The organism is Burkholderia sp. MSh2 (assembly GCF_000731655.1).
In the GTDB taxonomy this organism is placed as follows: Bacteria; Pseudomonadota; Gammaproteobacteria; order Burkholderiales; family Burkholderiaceae; genus Burkholderia; species Burkholderia paludis.
On the sequence record NZ_JPGM01000070.1, the window covers coordinates 20,572 to 40,175 of the forward strand.

The 19,604-nt window shown below is 68.2% G+C and carries 15 protein-coding genes; 12 read left to right on the top strand and 3 right to left on the bottom strand.

Going from position 1 to position 19,604, the window contains the following annotated elements:
* Positions 1 to 13 precede the first annotated feature (13 nt).
* The 3 genes from GQ57_RS31885 (at position 14) to GQ57_RS31895 (ending at position 3,308) form a co-directional block, all read left to right on the top strand.
* Positions 14 to 940 carry a TIM barrel protein gene (locus tag GQ57_RS31885; protein WP_034199954.1) on the top strand — a complete coding sequence of 309 codons (927 nt, stop codon included), beginning with the start codon at positions 14 to 16 and terminating at the stop codon, positions 938 to 940.
* 35 nt (positions 941 to 975) lie between these two features.
* Positions 976 to 2,148: a Gfo/Idh/MocA family protein gene (locus GQ57_RS31890; RefSeq protein WP_034199955.1), complete on the top strand. Its 1,173-nt coding sequence runs from the start codon at positions 976 to 978 to the stop codon at positions 2,146 to 2,148.
* Between the two features lie 275 nt (positions 2,149 to 2,423).
* Positions 2,424 to 3,308 carry a MurR/RpiR family transcriptional regulator gene (locus tag GQ57_RS31895; RefSeq protein ID WP_031402345.1) on the top strand — a complete coding sequence of 295 codons (885 nt, stop codon included), beginning with the start codon at positions 2,424 to 2,426 and terminating at the stop codon, positions 3,306 to 3,308.
* Between the two features lie 61 nt (positions 3,309 to 3,369).
* Here the strand turns inward: GQ57_RS31895 and GQ57_RS31900 are convergent, their stop codons facing one another.
* On the bottom strand, positions 3,370 to 4,890 hold the full coding sequence (locus tag GQ57_RS31900) for a CoA-acylating methylmalonate-semialdehyde dehydrogenase (protein ID WP_031402346.1): 1,521 nt from the start codon (positions 4,888 to 4,890) through the stop codon (positions 3,370 to 3,372).
* A 115-nt stretch (positions 4,891 to 5,005) separates the two neighbouring features.
* Here GQ57_RS31900 and GQ57_RS31905 point away from each other — a divergent pair, with 115 nt between their 5' ends.
* The 7 genes from GQ57_RS31905 to GQ57_RS31935 all read left to right on the top strand — a co-directional run bounded on the left by GQ57_RS31905 (position 5,006) and on the right by GQ57_RS31935 (position 12,289).
* Entirely contained in the window at positions 5,006 to 5,941 is a 936-nt protein-coding gene (locus GQ57_RS31905; RefSeq protein WP_031402347.1) for a LysR family transcriptional regulator, read from the top strand.
* A 117-nt stretch (positions 5,942 to 6,058) separates the two neighbouring features.
* Positions 6,059 to 6,286 (top strand): sulfurtransferase TusA family protein, encoded by a 228-nt coding sequence (locus GQ57_RS31910; RefSeq protein WP_031402348.1) that lies wholly within the window; start codon positions 6,059 to 6,061, stop codon positions 6,284 to 6,286.
* A gap of 205 nt (positions 6,287 to 6,491) precedes the next feature.
* The gene (locus GQ57_RS31915) at positions 6,492 to 6,914 is read left to right on the top strand and encodes a hypothetical protein (RefSeq protein WP_052001547.1); all 423 of its coding nucleotides are present in this window, start codon (positions 6,492 to 6,494) and stop codon (positions 6,912 to 6,914) included.
* A gap of 265 nt (positions 6,915 to 7,179) precedes the next feature.
* Positions 7,180 to 7,884, top strand: a complete 705-nt coding sequence (locus GQ57_RS31920) for a response regulator transcription factor (RefSeq protein ID WP_006490421.1) — start codon at positions 7,180 to 7,182, stop codon at positions 7,882 to 7,884.
* The gene (locus GQ57_RS31925; protein ID WP_031402350.1) at positions 7,881 to 9,239 is read left to right on the top strand and encodes a FecR domain-containing protein; all 1,359 of its coding nucleotides are present in this window, start codon (positions 7,881 to 7,883) and stop codon (positions 9,237 to 9,239) included. Before GQ57_RS31920 ends, GQ57_RS31925 begins: the two co-directional genes overlap by 4 nt.
* 10 nt (positions 9,240 to 9,249) lie before the next feature.
* Positions 9,250 to 11,637, top strand: coding sequence for a CHASE2 domain-containing protein (locus tag GQ57_RS31930; RefSeq protein WP_031402351.1), 2,388 nt, complete (start codon positions 9,250 to 9,252; stop codon positions 11,635 to 11,637).
* 37 nt (positions 11,638 to 11,674) lie between these two features.
* Positions 11,675 to 12,289 (top strand): DUF4136 domain-containing protein, encoded by a 615-nt coding sequence (locus tag GQ57_RS31935; protein WP_034199956.1) that lies wholly within the window; start codon positions 11,675 to 11,677, stop codon positions 12,287 to 12,289.
* Positions 12,290 to 12,341: 52 nt separating this feature from the next.
* On the opposite strand, the gene galU is transcribed toward GQ57_RS31935, so the two are convergent.
* On the bottom strand, positions 12,342 to 13,226 hold the full coding sequence (gene galU, locus GQ57_RS31940; protein ID WP_031402353.1) for a UTP--glucose-1-phosphate uridylyltransferase GalU: 885 nt from the start codon (positions 13,224 to 13,226) through the stop codon (positions 12,342 to 12,344).
* Positions 13,227 to 13,313: 87 nt separating this feature from the next.
* On the bottom strand, positions 13,314 to 16,181 hold the full coding sequence (locus GQ57_RS31945) for a valine--tRNA ligase (RefSeq protein ID WP_031402354.1): 2,868 nt from the start codon (positions 16,179 to 16,181) through the stop codon (positions 13,314 to 13,316).
* A 202-nt stretch (positions 16,182 to 16,383) separates the two neighbouring features.
* On the opposite strand from GQ57_RS31945, the gene GQ57_RS31950 reads away from it, so the two are divergent.
* Positions 16,384 to 18,747: a UvrD-helicase domain-containing protein gene (locus tag GQ57_RS31950; RefSeq protein WP_034199964.1), complete on the top strand. Its 2,364-nt coding sequence runs from the start codon at positions 16,384 to 16,386 to the stop codon at positions 18,745 to 18,747.
* On the top strand, positions 18,744 to 19,541 hold the full coding sequence (locus GQ57_RS31955) for a 5'-methylthioadenosine/adenosylhomocysteine nucleosidase (protein WP_031402356.1): 798 nt from the start codon (positions 18,744 to 18,746) through the stop codon (positions 19,539 to 19,541). Before GQ57_RS31950 ends, GQ57_RS31955 begins: the two co-directional genes overlap by 4 nt.
* Positions 19,542 to 19,604 lie beyond the last annotated feature (63 nt).

Sequence of the window (19,604 nt, forward strand, 5' to 3'; positions counted from 1 at the left end):
CGGACCGAACGACATGACGATGAAGCTGGGTTGCGCACCGTGCTGCTGGGGCGTCGACGACGTGAGGAATCCGCACCTGCCGCCGTGGCGGCGGGTGCTCGCCGAGGCCGCGCAGGCCGGCTATTCGGGCATCGAGCTCGGGCCGTACGGCTATCTCCCGCTCGAACCCGACCTGGTGGGCGTCGAGCTCGAGCGGCAGCGCTTGAGCATCACCGCCGGCACGATCTTCGACGATCTCGTGTCGCCGGAGAATCTGCCGAACCTGCTGCGCCAGGCGCGCGACATCTGCGCCCTGATCACGCGCTTGCCGAAGCCGCCCGCGCAGGACGGCCAGCGTTACGCGGCGCCGTACCTGGTGGTGATTGACTGGGGGCACGCGGAGCGCGACTACGCGGCCGGCCATGCCGATCGCGCGCCGCGCCTGTCGGACGCGCGCTGGGCGCGCATGGTCGACCACATCCGGCAGATCGCCGCGATCGCGCGCGATGCGTTCGGCGTGCGCACGGTGATTCATCCGCATGCGGGCGGGCATATCGAGTTCGCGGACGAGATCGACCGGATCGTCGCCGACGTTCCGGCCGACTGCGCCGGCCTCTGTCTCGACACCGGCCACCTGTACTACTCGGGCATGGACCCGCAGACGTGGCTGCGCCGCCATGCGGCGCGCCTCGACTACGTGCATTTCAAGGACATCGACGCGGCCGTCTACGACGTGGTGATGGGCGAGCACATCGCGTTCTTCGCCGCATGCGCGCGCGGCGTGATGTGCCCGATCGGCACCGGCGTGCTCGATTACCGGTCGATCCGGCGTGCGCTCGACGACATCGGCTACGCGGGCGACATCACGGTCGAGCAGGAGCGCGACCCGCGCAACGCCAACGCGAGCCTGCGCGACGTCGCCGCGAGCCGTACGTTTCTCGCGTCAGTCGGTTTCGCTTGACGTAATCAATCTGGATAACGAAGGAATACACCATCATGATCGACGGACAGATTCTGCTCGGGCACTCGATTCGCTGGGGCATGGTCGGCGGCGGGCTCGGCAGCCAGATCGGCTACAGTCACCGGTCGGCCGCGTTGCGCGACGGCAGTTTCCAGCTGCTTGCCGGCGCCTTCGACATCGATCCCGAGCGCGGCCGCGCGTTCGGCGTGAAGCTCGGCGTCGCGCCCGAGCGCTGCTATGCCGACTATGCGGCGATGTTCGACGCCGAGGCGCGCCGCCCGGACGGCATTCGCGCGGTAACGATCGCGACGCCGAACAATACGCACTTCGAGATCTGCCGCGCCGCGCTGAATGCCGGGCTGCACGTGGTCTGCGAGAAGCCGCTGTGCTTCACGATCGAGGAGGCCGAGGCGCTGCAGCGCCTGTCGGTCGAGAAGAACCGGATCGTCGGCGTTGCATACGGCTATTCGGGGCATCAGATGATCGAACAGGCGCGCGAGATGATCGCGCGCGGCGATCTCGGCGAGATCCGGATCGTTCAGATGCAGTTCGCGCACGGCTTTCACAGCGAGGGGGTCGAGGCCGCGAGCGCGGCCGCGCGCTGGCGCGTCGATCCGAAGTTCGCCGGCCCGAGCTATGTGCTCGGCGACATCGGCACGCATCCGCTGTACATCTCCGAGGTGATGGCGCCCGCGCTGAAGATCCGGCGGCTGATGTGCTCGCGGCAGAGCTTCGTGAAGAGCCGCGCACCGCTCGAGGACAACGCGTTCACGATCATGGAATACGACACGGGCGCGATCGGCTACGTATGGTCGAGCGCGGTGAACGCCGGCTCGATGCACGGCCAGAAGGTGCGCGTGATCGGCTCGAAGGCGAGCGTCGAGTGGTGGGACGAGCATCCGAACCAGTTGCGCCATGAAGTGCAGGGGCAGCCCGCGCAGGTGCTCGACCGCGGGATGGGCTATCTGCATCCGAATGCGCTGCACGAGGACCGGATCGGCGCCGGGCATCCGGAGGGGCTGTTCGAGGCATGGTCGAATCTCTACCGGCGCTTCGCGCTCGCGATGGATGCGACCGATCGCGGCGACGTCGCGGCACTGAAGGGCATTCGCTTTCCGGACGTCCACGCGGGCGTGGAGGGCGTGCGCTGGGTCGAGCACTGCGTGCGCTCCGCCGATGCGGGCGGCGTGTGGGTCGACTATCGCTGAACGCCCGGCCGGGGCGGGCCGCACGGCGTCGCACGCCGGCAGTCGGCCTCGGTAGACGCCCTAATCTTTACGACGCCGCGCGAGCGTTGGACAATCGGTCCAGGCTTGCCGTGGAGCGTGTGCAAGTGATGATCGAGCGCGTGGGAGCGAGCGCGCGGCGCGGGCCGTGCCGCAAACGTGTTTAAATTCGCCCTTCATGCATGTATCCAGTCGAGTCCCGGGCCGCGCGCTTGAGCATCGCGCGTCCGTCGGGGCCGTCAACTTCGCGCTATCCGATGAGTTCATCCGAGAAACCACCCGCCACCGTCGAGCAGTTCCTGCAGCACCTGACGCGGGAATACGACGGCCTCAGCAATCGCCTGAAGGTCATTGCGCGCCACGTGGAAACGCATCGGGACCAGCTTGGCCTGGAAGGCATCCAGTCGCTCGCGGAAGCGTGCGGCGTCCAGCCGTCGGCCGTCGTGCGCTTCGCGAAGCACTTCGGCTTCTCCGGCTTCTCCGAAATGCAGCGGCTGTTCCGCGAGGGGCTCGCGCAGCAGATCGCGCCGGGGCGTGCATACAACCTGCGGTTGCGCGACGTGATCGAATCGGGCGAGTCGAGCCTGCAGCCCGAGCAGATCGCCGACGAATTCATCAAGGGCAGCATCGCCGGGATGCAGCAGCTGCGGCAGACGCTCGACCCGCAGGCGCTCGCGCAGGCCGTCGACCTGCTCGCCGACACGCAGGCGATCTGGATTGCCGGCTCGCGGCGCGCGTTTCCGATCGCCGTGTACCTCGACTATGCGCTGCAGCACACCGACAAGCGCATCGGGCTGTTCAGCGCGCTCGGCAGCATGCATCTCGGACAGATCCGCTCGGTGCGCGAGGGCGACGTGATGATCGTCATCTCGTTCATGCCGTATGCGGAAGAAACCGTGCAGGTCGCGCAGCAGGCCGTGCAGCGCGGCGCGCGGCTGATCGCGATCACCGACAGCCGGATGAGCCCGCTCGCGCGGGAGGCCGAAGTGACGCTGATGGTGCAGGACAGCGCGACGTTCGGTTTCCGCGCGCTGACCGCCACGATGGGGCTCGCGCAGAGCCTGTTCGTCGCGCTCGCGTACCGGCTCGAACTGTCGTATCTGCCGACCGCCGACGGCGCGCACGGCACGAAGGCCGGCTGACGCGCATCCCGCCGGCGCGGCGTCCGCCCGGCCGATCGGCGGGCGGCGCGCCGGCAAGCGGTTACTTCGCGGTCGGCATCGCGAATTCGGCGCCCTTGCCGATGCTCGACGCCCAGCGCTGCATCACCGACTTCTGGCGCGTGTAGAAGCGCACGCCCTCCTCGCCGTACGCGTGCATGTCGCCGAACAGGCTCTTCTTCCAGCCGCCGAAACCGTGCCAGGCCATCGGCACCGGAATCGGCACGTTGATGCCGACCATCCCGACCTGGATGCGCCGCGCGAACTCGCGCGCGATGCCGCCGTCGCTCGTGAAGCACGACACGCCGTTGCCGAACTCGTGCGCGTTGATCAGGTCGACCGCTTCGCCGAAATCCTTCACGCGCACGCAGCCGAGCACGGGGCCGAAGATTTCTTCCCGGTAGATCCGCATGTCGGGCGTCACGTGATCGAACAGCGTGCCGCCGGTGAAGAAGCCTGCCTCGCGGCCGGGCACGCGCAGCCCGCGGCCGTCGACCACCAGTTGCGCGCCTTCGCTCACGCCTTGCGCGATGTAGCCTTCGATGCGCTTCAGCGCGTCGCCGGTGACGATCGGGCCCATCTCGACTTCCGGCGACATCCCGTCGCCGATCACCAGCTTGCGCGCGCGCTCGGCCACCAGCGGTACGATCCGGTCCGCGACGTCGCCGACCAGCACCGCGACGCTGATCGCCATGCAGCGCTCGCCTGCCGAGCCGTACGCGGCGCCGATCAGTGCGTCGACCGCCTGCTCGAGGTTCGCGTCGGGCATCACGACCAGGTGGTTCTTCGCGCCGCCGAGCGCCTGCACGCGCTTGCCGGATTGCACCGCGCGCTGCTGGACATAGGCCGCGATCGGCGTCGAGCCGACGAAGCTGACGGCCTGCACGTCCGGATGGTCGAGCAGCGCGTCGACCGCGCCCTTGTCGCCCTGCACGACGTTGAACACGCCGGCCGGCAGTCCCGCCTGCGTGAGCAGGTCGGCGATGAACAGCGCGGCCGACGGATCGCGCTCGCTCGGCTTCAGCACGAACGTGTTGCCCGTCGCGATCGCGACCGGGAACATCCAGCACGGCACCATGCACGGGAAATTGAACGGCGTGATGCCCGCGACGACGCCGAGCGGCTGACGCATCGTCCAGTTGTCGATGCCGGTGCTGACCTGGTCGGTGAAGTCGCCTTTCAGGAGCTGCGGCACGCCGCAGGCGAATTCGATGATGTCGATCCCGCGCGCGACTTCGCCCTGCGCGTCGGAGAACACCTTGCCGTGCTCGGCCGTGATGATGGCCGCGAGCGTGTCGCGGTGTTCGTTCATCAACTGCAGGAAGCGGTGCAGCACGCGCGCGCGGCGGATCGGCGGCGTCTCGGCCCAGGCCGGGAACGCGGCGTGGGCCGATGCGACGGCCCGCTGCACTTCGCTGTCGTCGGCCAGTGCGACGCGCCGCACCGCGCGGCCGAGCGCGGGATTGAGGACGTCCTGGAAGCGGCCGCTGCGGCCGGCGACGGGCGCGCCGTCGACGTAGTGGCCGACGTCGGCGTCGGAGGTGTACGCGGGAACCGGATTCATCGTGTCTCCTGGGGGGGGCGGGTGAGGGTGAATGCGGCCTAGTCTAGGCAAACCGGCGGGGCGGGAGAAGGCCGCGCAGCTTGATTCACTGTTCAGAATTATGAATAATCGATGGATGAATCAGCAAAATGTCCAGGCGCTCTGGCCGCATATCCATTCGCTGACGGTGCTGGCGGCCGCCGGCAGTTTCACGGCCGCCGCGCAGCGGCTCGGCATCAGCAAGGCCGCGATGAGCCAGCGTATCGCCGATCTCGAGAAGGCGGCCGGCGTGCCGCTCGTGCGCCGCACGACGCGCAGCGTGCGGCTCACCGATGCGGGCCAGACGCTCGTCGACAGCACGCGCGACGCGTTCGAGTCGATCGGGCAGCACTTCGCGCGCGTGAAGGACCTGGCCGGCGAGCCGCGCGGGCTGCTGCGCATGACGGTGCCGGTCGCGCTCGGGCGCCAGCAGGTCGTGCCGCACCTGCCGGCGTTCCTGCGCCAGCATCCGGGCGTGCATATCGAGCTCGACCTGTCGGACCGGCTGCATTCGCTGACCCAGGAGGGCTTCGACCTCGCGATCCGCCATACGACCACCGCGCCGCAGACCCACGTCGCGTGGAAGCTGTGCGATACGCGCTCGTTGCTCGTCGCGAGCCGCGAGTATCTCGACGCGCGCGGGGCGCCGCGGCACCCGGAAGAACTCGTCGATCACAGCTGCCTGTGCTACCTGCGCGACAACGAGCCGGCCGCGTGGAGCTTCGAGCCGGACGGCCGGCGCCGCCAGCGTGTGAGCGTGCCGGTACGCGGCAGTTTCGCGGCGAACAACAGCGAGGCCATGCGCGAGGCCGCGCTGGGCGGGCTCGGCATCGCACTGCTGCCGGATTTCAGCGCGCGGCGCGATCTCGAGGCCGGCCGGCTGGTCGCGCTGCTCGACGGCTGGCGGCCATCGGGGGCGTTCGGCGACCATATTTTCGCGATTCGTCCGTACAGCCCGGTCGTGCCGAGCGCGGTGCGCGCGCTCGTGCGACACCTGCGCGAACGGCTCGCGGGCGGCTTCTCCGGCGCGTGACGCCGGTGCCGGCGGCCGCCGGGCCGGGCGCGGCCCCGGCAGGCCCGGCGTCGCTGCGGTAAAATCGCGGCTTCCTCCCGCGCCTTGTGTGGCGCGTCATTCGAAGGTCGACAGCCGATGCAGATTCACAAGGAAGTAGACGCGCGCGGGCTCAATTGCCCGTTGCCGATCCTGCGTGCCAAGAAAGCGCTCGCCGATATGGAAAGCGGGCAGATCCTCAAGGTGCTCGCGACCGATCCGGGCTCGCAGCGCGATTTCGCCGCGTTCGCCAAACAGACGGGCAACGAAATCGTCGAATCGACGATGCAGGACAAGACCTTCGTGTTCCTGATGCGCCGTCGCTGAACGCGCGCATCGCGGTCCCGGCGCCGGCTGGCCGCGTCGGGCCGGCCAACCTTATCTGACAATTCTTAAACCTCGCTTCACGATCGGCTGCGTATACTGACCCGGCCGGTCGTCCGCTCTTCCAGCGGGCGTGCCGGCTACGGTACGTCGTACGGCGGGCACGGGGGCCATGCCTGACGTTACCGTCGTACAACGGGGAGAGGACATGTCCTTCAGACCAGGGACCTATCGAAGTCCGTCCGGAGCGGAACGCAGCGTATCGGGACTGAGCCGTATCGAGCTCGACCCGCAGCAGGATCGCCACGCGCGTGCCGCGCTGGAGGCCTATGCGGATTCGGCCGCGTCCGAGATGCCGTGGCTGGCGGAGTGGCTCGACGAACGGCTGCGCGACGCCGCGCAGGACGACGGCGCGGGCCTGACCTACTGCGGTGCCACGATCGAACGCGTGTTCGATCTGGCGCAGGCGTGGGCGGCGGGCCAGCCCGACTACGCGGCTGGCGCGTGGGAGCGCGTGCGCGGCCAGCTGCAGCGGATGCTTGTGCAGCCCGCGCTGTCGGAACTGCCGTCGCGAGCCGTGCTGGCCGACGACGTCGCCGAGCCGGTGGCCGGCGTCGCGGATGCCGGCTAGACGTCCGATTGCGCGACCGAAGGGATTATTCGAAGAAAAGGCGATAGTCCGCGCAATTTCTTGGCGAATTTCATACTACTATGGTGAAATCGCCGGTTCGTCCGTGCCCCGTTTTTGAGATATTGCTGGGGTCGCCGGTTTGCGCAGGTGGCGCGAGCGGCGAACGACGGCTCGCCGGCCGATATCCGGAAGCCGCGCGCGTATTGCGCGCGAGGGTCGGGCGGAGAGCTGAACTGGACGAATCGATTTCGATTTGCGGGGTGCTATGAGAATTGCTGTACTGGATGACGATCCGGCCCAGACGGATTTCGTCAGTCAAACGCTGACGGCCGTTGGCCATACGTGCTACGCGTTCAAGGAAGGCAAGGCCCTGAAGAAACGTCTGCAGCGCGAGACGTTCGATCTGCTGGTGCTCGACTGGAACGTGCCCGACATGTCCGGCGAGGAAGTGCTCAAGTGGGTGCGTGCCAACCAGACCGAGCACAGCCTGCCGATCATCTTCATGACGAGCCGCGACGACGAGGCGGGGATCACGCAGATCCTCAACGCCGGCGCCGACGACTACGTGGTCAAGCCCGTCTCGGGCCCGATCCTGCGTGCGCGCATCGGTTCGCTGCTGCGCCGTGCGTATCCTGTCAACGCCGAGGCGACCGTCCGCGAATTCGATCAATTCCGTTTCGACGTGAACCTGAAGCAGGCGTACGTCGGCGACAAGGCCGTGAGCCTGACGCAGAAGGAGTTCGAGCTCGCGCTGCTGCTGTTCCAGCATCTCGACCGGCCGCTGTCGCGTGCGCACATTCTCGATCTCGTGTGGAAGCAGGCGACCGACATCCCGTCGCGCACGATGGATACGCACATCTCGATGCTGCGCACCAAGCTCGGCTTGCGGCCCGAGAACGGCTATCGTCTCGCGCCGATCTACGGCTACGGCTATCGGCTCGAGCGGGTCGGTCAGGGAGAACCGGAGTGACCACGGGAATCACGCAGCGCATGGCGACCCTGCGCACGGCGGCGTTGCACGCGGCCTGCGCGGTCGCGTTCGGGTTCGCCGCGCAACAGGCGGGCGCGCAACCGCCGGCCGCGGGCAAGACGGTCGTCTACGTCGCGCAGGCGGGCGACACGCTGTACGACGTCGCCGCGCGCTACCTGCAGGGAGCGGGCGACTGGCAACTGCTCCAGCAGATCAATCACGTGGCCACGCCGCAACGCCTGCAGCCCGGCACCGCGCTGAAGCTGCCGGTCGCGCGCCTGCGCAAGGAAAAGCTGACCGCGCGCGTCATCGCGGTGCAGGGCACGGCCGAACGCGCGTCCGGCGACGCATTCGCGCCGCTCGCGAACGACGCGACGCTCGCCGAGGGCGATCGCGTGCGCACAGGTCCGAACGGCTTCGTGACGCTCGAGCTCGCCGACGGCACGCACATGAGCCTGCCGCCCGACAGCCAGCTCGACCTGAAGGCGCTGCGCCGCACCGTGCTGACCGGCACGCTCGATCGCGAGTTCGAACTCACGCGCGGCTCGGTCGACAGCGAAGTCACCCATCTGAAGAAACGCGACGACCGCTTCCAGATTCGCTCGCCGTCGGTCGTGGCCGGCGTGCGCGGCACGCACTTTCGCGTGAACTACGACGCGGCCGGCAACGCGTCGACGCGCGTCGAAGTGCTCGACGGCACGGTCGGCGTCGCGGGCGACCAGCAGCCGGCCAACCCGACGCTCGTGCATGCGAACTTCGGCAGCGTCGCGACATCGTCCGGCGCGGTCGGCGCCCCGGTCGAACTGTTGCCCGCGCCGGCGCTTGCGCAACCCGACAAGGTGCAGGACGAGCCCGACGTCTCGTTCGACGTCGCGCCGCTCGCGCAGGCGCACGCGTATCGCGTGCAGCTCGCGCACGACGCGGGGCTGCTCGACCTGTTCCGCGAAACGCGCACCGATTCGCCGCACGCGGTGTTCCGCAACGTGCCGAACGGAAACTACTTCGTGCGGGTCGCCGCGATCGACGCCAATGGCCTCGAGGGCCTGCCGCGCACGTATGCCTTCGAACGCCGCATCATGGGGCTTGACGCGAGCGCGTCGCCGGGTGCGGGCGGCTACGAGTTCCGCTGGGCGCCGAACGGCGCGGGCAAGGGCGCGCGCTACCGGTTCGTGCTGTCGCACTCGAAGGACCTGAGCGCGCCGGTCGTCGACCAGGTCGGCCTGCACGCGCGCCAGATCACCGTCGCGAACCTGCCGCCGGGCGAGTATTTCTGGGCCGTGACCGTCGAGGAGTTCGAGGGCGGCAAGTTCTACGAGAAGACCAGTCCGGTCAGCGCGTTCACGCTGTCGCGCTGATCCGCGGCGCATGAAACCCGATTCCGTTTCCCCGCGGAGACATCTCGGCCGCCGCTTCCTGATCGAATGGATCGCGATCGGCTGCCTCGGGGTCGCGGTGATCCTCGCGTGCGCGCTCGGCCGCCTGTCGGCGGGCGTCGACGGGCTGATCTACGACCGGCTGCTGATGTTGCGCAGCCTGCCGCTGTCGCCCGACGTGGTCGTCGTCGACATCGACAACCCGAGCGTGTCCGCCCTCGGCCGCTGGCCGTGGCCGCGCGACGTGCACGCGCGGCTGCTCGACACGCTGGCGCGCGCGCAACCGGCCGCCGTCGTCTATGACGTTTTGTTCACCGAACCGTCGCCGCAGGATCGCGCGTTCGCGGACGCGATGAGCCACGTGCCGACCTTCCTGCCCGTGCTGCTGAGCCCCGAGCAGGCCGACGGCACGCGCACCGTCGATCCGCCGGTGGCTGCGCTCGCGGCGCGTGCGACCGGGCTCGGCCACATCAACCTCGAAGTCGATCGCGACGGCATCGTGCGCAGCGTCGCGCTGTTCGAAAGCGACGGCCGCGTGCGCTGGCCGCAACTGATGGTGCCCGTGTACCGCGCGATCCAGGCCGGCCGCCTGCAGCCGGTCGGCGGCGCACCCGGTGCGAATGCGCACGACCTGTCGCAGGATGCGGCCGGCGAAGGCCGCTACCTGATCCCGTTCAGCCGCAACACGCCCGCCTATCCGACGCTGTCGTTCAACGACGTGCTGGAAGGGCGCGTGAAGCCCGACGCGCTGCGCGGCAAGATCGTCGTCGTCGGCGTCACGGCGTCGGGGCTGTACGACCGCTTTGCAACGCCCGTGTCCGGCGAGTTCGGCCCGCTCGCCGGCGTGTATATCCACGCCAACGTGCTCGACATGCTGGCGACCGGCAGTGCGATCTCGCCCGCGTCGCGCGCGGGGCTGTTCGCCGCGTCGCTGCTGCCGCTCGCCGTGCTGTTGGGCGGCTTCCTGATGCTGTCGCCGTGGCGCGCGCTGCTGCTGACGCTCAGCCTCGCCGGGCTCGCCGTCGTCGCAAGCCTGGCGCTGCTGTTCGAGGCGCGCATCTGGCTGTCGCCGGCGCCCGCGATCTTCGGGCTGGTTGCCGTCTACCCGATCTGGAACTGGCGGCGGCTGGAAATGACGATGTCGTACCTGCGCCGCGAGCTGCAGCGGCTCGCCGACGAGCCGCACCTGCTGCCGGAAGCGCCGCGCACGCGCAGCGTCGGCGGCGACGTGCTCGAGCGGCAGATGGCGTTGATGGCGCAAGCCGCGCAGCGCGTGCAGGACATGAAGCGCTTCGTGTGGGACAGCCTCGACAGCATGCCCGAGCCGATCTTCGTGACCGATCTGGCCGGCACCGTGCTGATCGCGAACCATGCGGCGAAACGCTACGGGGCGCGGCTCTCGCTGCCGCTGCCGGAGGGGCGGTCGTTGCGCGCGGCGCTCGGCGAGCTGACCTTCATGAAGACCGTCGACGGCAACGCCGAACACGACGCGGCGATCCGCGAACACTGGCCGGCGGTGCTCGACCCGACGCTCGAGGCCGAGCACGACGCGATGGCGCGCGGCATCGAAGTGCGCGATCGCGACGGGCTCGACCATCTGTTACGCTACGCGGCCTGCACGAACGCGCAGGGCCGCGTGACGGGCTGGATCGCCGGTCTCGTCGACGTGACCGAGCTGCATGCGGCCGAGCGGCAGCGCGAGGAGGCGCTGCACCTGCTGTCGCACGACATGCGCTCGCCGCAGTCGTCGATTCTCGCGCTCGTCGAGATCGAACGCGACCGCGCCGAGACCGACGCGATGCGCGGGCTGCTCGCGCGGATCGAGCGCTATGCGCACCGCGCGCTGTCGCTGGCCGACGAGTTCGTGCAGCTGGCGCGCGCGGAGTCGCAGGTCTACCAGCTCGAAGTAACGAGCCTCGTCGACGTGCTGATCGATGCGAGCGACGAGGTGTGGCCGCAGGCGCAGGCGAAGCACATCCGGGTCGACACCGACGTCGGTGCCGACATGTGCTGGGTCCGCGCGGACCGTTCGCTGATCACGCGCGCCTTCGTGAACCTGTTGAACAACGCGGTCAAATACAGTCCGTCCGACACGGTGATCACGTGTACGCTGACGGTCGAGCACGCGTCGAAACGGATGTTCTGTACGATTCGCGATCAGGGGTACGGCATCGCGCCGGAAGATCAGCGGCATCTGTTCGAGCGTTTCAAGCGGTTCCATGCCGGCGAGCGACCCGAGATCTCGGGTTCCGGGCTCGGCATGGCATTCGTGAAGACGGTCGTCACGCGCCATGGGGGTAGCGTGGCGGTCGACAGCGAGGTGGGCGTCGGCACCGCGGTGACGGTGTCGCTGCCTGCGATCGACGAGCCGTCCGCCTGACAGGGCCGGGCGCGACGGCAGGCATTTGGGGAAAGCCATGAGAAAGGAATGGGCAACGGCCGCGATGGCGGCGTTGCTGTTGACGGGGTGTGCCGGCGTGACGAGCGGCGTGAGTGCGGTCGGGCAGCCGGACGCGTTCGCATCGGGTGCGCATGCCTACGAATTCATGCGGACGGCCGCGCAGACCGGCGATGCCGACTACCGGCAGATCGAGACGCTCGTGCGCGACGAACTCGCGCGCCGCGGCTTCGATGCGAAGCCGCTCGCGGCCGCGCGCTACCGGGTGTCGATTGCGTACGCGACGCAGGCGGCCTCGGTCGCGGCGCGCGCCGACGGGTGCGGTGCCGCGAGCAGCGCATGCGTGACCGTCGACGGGCCGGCGCCGTTGGCGCTGCCGTTCATGGGGCGGGTGTATCGCCACGTGCTGACGCTGCGTTTCGTCGATGCGAAATCGGGCGCCGACGTCTACCGCGTATCGGCCTCGCTGCGCGATCGCGACGCCGGCACGCAGCAGGCGGCGCCTGTGCTCGTGAAGAGCGCGCTCGCGAAGGTGCCGTTCGGCGACGGTGGCGGCTGGCTCGTCAAGACGAAAAAAGACGACGCGGGCGGGATGCCGGGCGTCGTCTCGGTGAAGCCGGCCGACGCGCGCTGAGCGGCGGCCCGTGAGGTGAGGGCGGGCGCGTCGGGGCGCGCCCTTGCCGCGTTCAGTCGGCCGGGTGCGCGTTGCCGCGCGTGCGCAGGTACGCGTCGAAATCCGCGGCAACTTCCGGGTGACGCAGCGCGAATTCGACCGTCGCCTTCAGGTAGCCGAGCTTGCTGCCGCAATCGTAGCGCGTGCCCTGGTACTTGTAGGCGAGCACCTGTTCGTCGGCGAGCAGCGCCTGGATTGCGTCGGTGAGCTGCAGTTCGCCGCCCGCGCCGGGCTTCAGTGCCCGCAGGTGCTGGAAGATCCGCGGCTTCAGGATGTAGCGGCCGACCACGCCGAGGTTCGACGGCGCGACTTCCGGCGCCGGCTTCTCGATGATCGCCGACATCTTGACGATCGACTCTTCCCACTCCTTGCCGTCGACGATCCCGTACGACTTCGTTTCCGACGGCGGGATCTCTTCGACGCCGATCACCGAGCTGTGATAGTGGTCGAACACGTCGACCATCTGTTTCATCACCGGCGGGTTGCCGTCGAGCAGGTCGTCGGCGAGGATCACCGCGAACGGGTTGTCGGCAACCAGCTTTTCCGCGCACAGCACCGCATGGCCGAGGCCGAGCGCTTCCGGCTGGCGCACGTAGAAACAGTCGACATGGCTCGGCTTGATGCTGCGCACGAGCTCGAGCAGCTTTGCCTTGCCGCGTGCCTCGAGCTCGGCCTCGATTTCGTACGACTTGTCGAAGTGATCCTCGATCGCGCGCTTGCTGCGCCCGGTCACGAAGATCATCTCGGTGATGCCCGCGGCGATCGCTTCCTCGACCGCGTACTGGATCAGCGGCTTGTCGACGACGGGCAACATTTCCTTCGGGCTTGCCTTGGTTGCCGGCAGGAACCGCGTGCCGAGCCCGGCAACCGGAAATACCGCCTTGGTGACTTTCAACATGATCGAACCTTTATTCCTGTAATCGACTTGTCAGACGGCTTATGTTCACGTTTGCATTATAGTGAACGCAAACGACCTTACCGTTTGTTACGCAGGCAACCGATCGAGCTGCGCGCGCAGTTTTTCGAGCGTGCTCTGGAATTCCGCGACGCGTTTCTGCTCCTGCTCGACCACGGCCGGCGGGGCTTTGGCGACGAATGCCTCGTTGCCGAGCTTCGCGTTGCACTTCACGATCTCGCCCGTCAGGCGCGTGATTTCCTTCGACAGGCGCTCGCGTTCGGCCGCGACGTCGATTTCCACCTTCAGCACCAGCTTGTTCGGGCCGACGATCGCGATCGGCGCGCCGTGCGCTTCCTTGTCGAGCGCTGCCTCGTCCGCGAGGATCTGCACTTCCGACAGGCGCGCGAGGGCCTGCACGTACGGCGCGAACGAGCGCAGGCGCTCGGCATCGCCGGCCGCGAGCAACGGCACCTTGGTCGCCGGCGACAGGTTCATCTCGCCGCGCAGGTTGCGGCATGCGTCGACAATCGCCTTCAGGTCGGCGGCCCACTGCTCGGAGGTCTCGTCGATCTTCTCCAGGTTGGCGACCGGGTAGGCCTGCGTCATCAGCGACGCCTCGCCTTCGGCCTTGCCCTGGGGATAGCGGCCCGCGAGCGGCGCGACCTTCTGCCAGAGCGCCTCGGTGATGAACGGGATGACCGGGTGCGCGAGGCGCAGCACCGTTTCGAGCACGCGCAGCAGCGTGCGGCGCGTCGCGCGCTGCTGTTCCGGCGTGCCGTTCTGGATCTGCACTTTCGCGAGCTCGAGATACCAGTCGCAGTACTCGTCCCACACGAACTTGTAGATGCCGCTGGCGATGTTGTCGAAGCGGTAATCGGCGAAGCCCTTCGCGATGTCGGCCTCGGTGCGCTGCAGCAGCGACACGATCCAGCGGTCGGCCGCCGAGAAGTCGAGGTAGCCGCCGGGGCCGCAGTCGCCCGCGCCGCAGACTTCCGGCTTGTCGCTGCCGCAGTCGTGGCCTTCGCAGTTCATCAGCACGAAGCGCGTCGCGTTCCACAGCTTGTTGCAGAAGTTGCGGTAGCCCTCGCAGCGCGCGAGGTCGAAGTTCACGTTGCGGCCGAGTGTGGCCATCGACGCCATCGTGAAACGCAGCGCGTCGGTGCCGAACGCGGCGATGCCGTCCGGGAATTCCTTGCGCGTCTTCTTCTCGATCGTCGCGGCCTGCTTCGGATTCATCAGGCCCGTCGTGCGCTTCGCGATCAGCGTGTCGAGGTCGATGCCGTCGACGATGTCGATCGGGTCGAGCGTGTTGCCCTTGCTCTTCGACATCTTCTGGCCTTCCGCGTCGCGCACGAGGCCGTGCACGTAGACGGTGTGGAACGGCACCTTGCCGGTGAAGTGCGTGGTCATCATCACCATCCGGGCGACCCAGAAGAAGATGATGTCGAAGCCCGTGACGAGCACCGACGACGGCAGGAAGTGTTCCAGTTCAGGCGTTTCGTTCGGCCAGCCGAGCGACGAGAACGGTACGAGCGCCGACGAGAACCACGTGTCGAGCACATCCTCGTCGCGCTTCAGCGCACCCGCGTAACCCTTCGCGGCAGCCTGCGCGCGCGCTTCTTCCTCGTTGCGCGCGACGAACACCTCGCCGTTTTCGCCGTACCACGCGGGAATCTGGTGGCCCCACCACAGCTGGCGCGAGATGCACCAGTCCTGGATGTTCTCGAGCCACTGGTAGTAGGTGGTCGTCCAGTTTTCCGGGACGAACTTGATCTGGCCGTTGCGCACGACGTCGAGCGAGGTTTCCGTGATCGACTTGCCGGGATTGAACGTGCCTTCCGGCGCCGGCTTCGTCATCGCGACGAACCACTGGTCGGTGAGCATCGGCTCGATCACGACGCCCGTGCGGTCGCCGCGGGGCACCATCAGCTTGTGCGGCTTCACCGAGTCGAGGAAGCCCAGCGCATCGAGGTCGGCGACGATCGCCTTGCGCGCGTCGAAGCGGTCGAGGCCGCGATACTGCTCGGGGCCGTTGTCGTTGATCTTCGCGTCGAGCGTGAGGATCTCGATCGGCGCGAGCTTGTGGCGCAGGCCGACCTGGTAGTCGTTGAAGTCGTGCGCGGGCGTGACCTTCACGACGCCCGTGCCGAATTCGCGGTCGACGTAGTCGTCGGCGATCACCGGGATCTCGCGGCCCGTCAGCGGCAGCGTGACGAGCTTGCCGATCAGGTGCGCGTAGCGCTCGTCTTCCGGATGCACCATCAGCGCGACGTCGCCGAGCATCGTCTCGGGGCGCGTCGTCGCGACGGTCAGCGAGCCCGAGCCGTCGACGAGCGGATAGCGGATGTGCCACAGGTGGCCGTTTTCCTCTTCGCTCGCGACTTCGAGATCCGACACGGCGGTGAGCAGCACCGGGTCCCAGTTGACGAGGCGCTTGCCGCGATAGATCAGGCCCTGTTCGTAGAGCGTGACGAACACGTCGCGCACGGCGGCCGACATCTTGTCGTCCATCGTGAAGTATTCGCGCGACCAGTCGGTCGACGCGCCGAGCCGGCGCACCTGGCCCGTGATCGTCGAGCCGGATTTCTGCTTCCATTCCCACACGCGCTCGACGAACTGCTCGCGGCCGAGGTCGTGGCGCGACACGCCCTGCGCGTCGAGCTGGCGCTCGACGACGATCTGGGTCGCGATCCCCGCGTGGTCGGTGCCGGGCACCCACAGCGTGTTCTCGCCGAGCATCCGGTGGTAGCGGGCGAGGCCGTCCATGATCGTCTGGTTGAACGCGTGGCCCATGTGCAGCGTGCCCGTCACGTTCGGCGGCGGCAACTGGATCGCGAAATCGGGGCGGGCCGGGTCGAATGCCGGGGCCGCGTAGCCGCGTTTTTCCCACTCCGGCCCCCATTGGGACTCGATGGTGTGGGGTTCGAAACTCTTCGCAAGCGTGTTGTCGCTCATGTTGGAAATCTGCCGAAAAATGCGTGAATTGGATGCCGAATCCGACAATTATAAATGGATGCACATCGACCAGCCATCGCCCGGCCGCCGCGGGCCCGTCGCGATGCGCCCGCGACGTTCGTTCGAACGGATCGGGAACGGCATCGCGCGGCCGACTTATAATGTCGGGTCCGTATTTTTCTCGCCCGTTCGCTGCCGCTCCATGCCCGATCTGCTCGCCAATCTGAACCCCGAACAACTCGCCGCCGTCACGTTGCCGAACGAACCGGCGCTGATCCTCGCAGGGGCGGGCAGCGGCAAGACCCGCGTGCTGATCACGCGCATCGCGTGGCTGATCCAGCAGGGTTACGCGTCGCCGCCCACCGTGCTCGCCGTCACCTTCACGAACAAGGCCGCGCGCGAGATGATGGCGCGCCTGTCGGCGATGATGCCGATCGATACGCGCGGGATGTGGATCGGCACGTTCCACGGCCTCTGCAACCGGATGCTGCGCACGCACTGGCGCGACGCCGGCCTGCCGCAGACCTTCCAGATCCTCGACACGGCCGATCAGCTGTCCGCGATCAAGCGGCTGATGAAGGCGGCGAACGTCGACGACGAAAAGTACCCGCCGAAGAACGTCCAGTACTTCATCAACAACGCGAAGGAGCAGGGGCTGCGCCCGGACAAGGTCGACGCGACCGACAACTTCAACCGCAAGTTCGTCGAGCTGTACCAGGCATACGACCAGCAGTGCCAGCGCGAGGGCGTCGTCGATTTCCCCGAGCTGCTGCTGCGCTGCTACGAGCTGCTCGCGTACAACGCGCCGCTGCGCGCGCACTACCAGGCGCGCTTCAGGCACATCCTCGTCGACGAGTTCCAGGACACCAACAAGCTGCAGTACGCGTGGCTCAAGCTGCTCGCGGGCGGCCAGAACGCGATCTTCGCGGTCGGCGACGACGACCAGTCGATCTACGCGTTCCGTGGCGCGAACGTCGGCAACATGCGTGACTTCGAAGACGAATTCCGCGTGCGCAACCTGATCAAGCTGGAGCAGAACTACCGGTCGCACGGCAACATCCTCGACGCGGCGAACCAGCTGATCTCGAACAACGCGCACCGCCTCGGCAAGAACCTGCGCACCGACGCGGGCCACGGCGAGCCCGTGCGCGTGTACGAGGCGAGCACCGATTCGCAGGAGGCCGGCTGGATCGTCGAGGAGATCCGTTCGCTGATCAACACCGGAATGGCGCGCAGCGAGGTGGCGGTCCTGTACCGCAGCAACGCGCAGTCGCGCTCGATCGAGCACACGCTGATGTCGTCGGGCATCCCGTACCGCGTGTACGGCGGCCTGCGCTTTTTCGAGCGGCAGGAAGTGAAGCACGCGCTCGCGTACCTGCGCCTGATCGACAACCCGAACGACGATACGGCGTTCGTGCGCGTCGTGAACTTCCCGACCCGCGGGATCGGCGCGCGCTCGATCGAGCAGCTGGCCGACGCGGCGCGCCTGTACGGCTGCTCGATGGCCGCCGCGATTCCGTACGTGACCGGCAAGGCCGGCACGAGCCTCGGCGGGTTCGCGAATCTGGTCGCGAAGATGCGCGCCGATACGCAGCAGATGAACCTGCCCGACACCGTCGAGCACATCGTGCGCGCGAGCGGCCTTGCCGATTTCTATCAGGGCGAGCGCGAAGGCCAGGACCGCCTCGAGAACTTGCAGGAACTCGTGAACGCGGCCACCGCGTTCATCGCCGAGGAAGGCTACGGGCTCGACACGCCGGCGCGCTCGATTCCGCTGCGCGCCGGCGCGATCGCGGCGCCCGCGCTCGGGGCGGCGGCCGACGATCCGGCGGTCGACGTCCTCGATCCGGCTTCGCCTGCCGACCCGGCACAGAACCCCGACACGATGACGCCGCTCGCGGGCTTCCTGTCGCATGCGTCGCTGGAGGCCGGCGACAACCAGGCGCAGGCCGGCCAGGACGCCGTGCAATTGATGACCGTGCATGCGGCGAAGGGGCTCGAGTTCTCGGCCGTGTTCATCACGGGCCTCGAGGAAGGGCTGTTCCCGCACGAGAACAGCGTGCTCGAATCGGACGGCCTCGAGGAAGAGCGCCGGCTGATGTATGTCGCGATCACGCGCGCGAAGGAGCGGCTCTACCTGTCGTTCGCGCAGAGCCGGATGCTGCATGGCCAGACGCGCTACAACGTGCGCTCGCGCTTCTTCGACGAACTGCCGGAGCACGTGCTGAAGTGGCTGACGCCGAAAGTCGAGGCCGGTTCGCGCTGGGGCGGGCGTTCCGACAACGCCGGGTACGGGCGCGACTGGTTCGCGCGGCCGGGCGGCGGCAATCGCGAGCAGATCGTCGACGCGGCCGTGTCCGCGCCGCTGCCCGCGTTCGCGAACAAGCAGCGCGCGGCCGATACCGGCTTCCGGGTCGGCCAGCAGGTGTTCCATACCAAGTTCGGCGAAGGCACGGTCACCGCGCTCGAAGGCAGCGGCACCGATGCGAAGGCGCAGGTGAAGTTCAAGCGGCACGGCGAGAAATGGCTCGCGCTCGCGGTCGCGAAACTGCAGGCGGTGGAATGATGGGCATCGATACGAGCGCAACGCCCGCGGCTCGCCCGCTCGGCATCCTGGCCGCGCTGCCCGAGGAACTCGGCGACCTGATCGCCGCGATGCGCGCCGACGGCGCGATGAAGACGGTCACGCTCGGCCGCCGCGATTACCACGTTGGCACCGTGCACGGTGCGGCCTGCGTGGTCACGCTCGCGCGGGTCGGCAAGGTCGCGGCCGCCGCGACGGTCAGCGCGCTGATCCATGTGTTCGGCGTGGCGGGCGTCGTGTTCACCGGCGTCGCGGGCGGTGTGTCGCGCACGGTGCGGGTCGGCGACGTCGTCGTGGCCGACATGCTGCTCCAGCACGACCTCGATGCTTCGCCGCTGTTTCCGCGCTACGAGGTGCCGCTGCTCGGCATCACGCGTTTCGCGACCGACGCGGCGCTGACGGTGCGTCTGAGGGCCGCCTGCACGCAGTTCGTCGCGGAAGAGGGCGCGCAGTTCGCCGCGCGCTTCGGGCTGGCGGGCGCGACGCTGCACGCGGGGCTCATCATCAGCGGCGACCGCTTCGTGTCGAGCGAGCGCGAGGTCGTCGCGCTGCGCGACGCGCTGCCGGACGCGCTCGCGGTTGAAATGGAAGGCGCCGCGATCGCGCAGGTGTGCGCGGAACACGACGTGCCGTTCGCGCTCGTGCGCACGATTTCCGATACGGCCGACGATCACGCGACGCAATCGTTCTCGCATTTCCTGTCGGCGATCGCGAGCAGCTATTCGTCCGGCATTCTCCGGCGTTTCCTGATGCTGCACGCGACGACGGCGGCCTGAAGCCGCCGCCGTTTTCTCTTTCCGGGCCGATGCGCCCGTTCGGCCGGCCGCGGCGCGCACGCC

Bases quoted from the DNA above. Each gene is read 5' to 3' on its own strand.
- GQ57_RS31945 (WP_031402354.1), bottom strand. From the start codon at position 16,181: ATGAGCGACAACACGCTTGCGAAGAGTTTCGAACCCCACACCATCGAG.
- GQ57_RS31890 (WP_034199955.1), top strand. From the start codon at position 976: ATGATCGACGGACAGATTCTGCTCGGGCACTCGATTCGCTGGGGCATG.
- GQ57_RS31915 (WP_052001547.1), top strand. From the start codon at position 6,492: ATGTCCTTCAGACCAGGGACCTATCGAAGTCCGTCCGGAGCGGAACGC.
- GQ57_RS31950 (WP_034199964.1), top strand. From the start codon at position 16,384: ATGCCCGATCTGCTCGCCAATCTGAACCCCGAACAACTCGCCGCCGTC.
- GQ57_RS31905 (WP_031402347.1), top strand. From the start codon at position 5,006: ATGAATCAGCAAAATGTCCAGGCGCTCTGGCCGCATATCCATTCGCTG.
- GQ57_RS31900 (WP_031402346.1), bottom strand. From the start codon at position 4,890: ATGAATCCGGTTCCCGCGTACACCTCCGACGCCGACGTCGGCCACTAC.
- GQ57_RS31955 (WP_031402356.1), top strand. From the start codon at position 18,744: ATGATGGGCATCGATACGAGCGCAACGCCCGCGGCTCGCCCGCTCGGC.
- GQ57_RS31935 (WP_034199956.1), top strand. From the start codon at position 11,675: ATGAGAAAGGAATGGGCAACGGCCGCGATGGCGGCGTTGCTGTTGACG.
- GQ57_RS31885 (WP_034199954.1), top strand. From the start codon at position 14: ATGACGATGAAGCTGGGTTGCGCACCGTGCTGCTGGGGCGTCGACGAC.
- GQ57_RS31910 (WP_031402348.1), top strand. From the start codon at position 6,059: ATGCAGATTCACAAGGAAGTAGACGCGCGCGGGCTCAATTGCCCGTTG.
- GQ57_RS31895 (WP_031402345.1), top strand. From the start codon at position 2,424: ATGAGTTCATCCGAGAAACCACCCGCCACCGTCGAGCAGTTCCTGCAG.
- GQ57_RS31930 (WP_031402351.1), top strand. From the start codon at position 9,250: ATGAAACCCGATTCCGTTTCCCCGCGGAGACATCTCGGCCGCCGCTTC.
- GQ57_RS31920 (WP_006490421.1), top strand. From the start codon at position 7,180: ATGAGAATTGCTGTACTGGATGACGATCCGGCCCAGACGGATTTCGTC.
- galU (WP_031402353.1), bottom strand. From the start codon at position 13,226: ATGTTGAAAGTCACCAAGGCGGTATTTCCGGTTGCCGGGCTCGGCACG.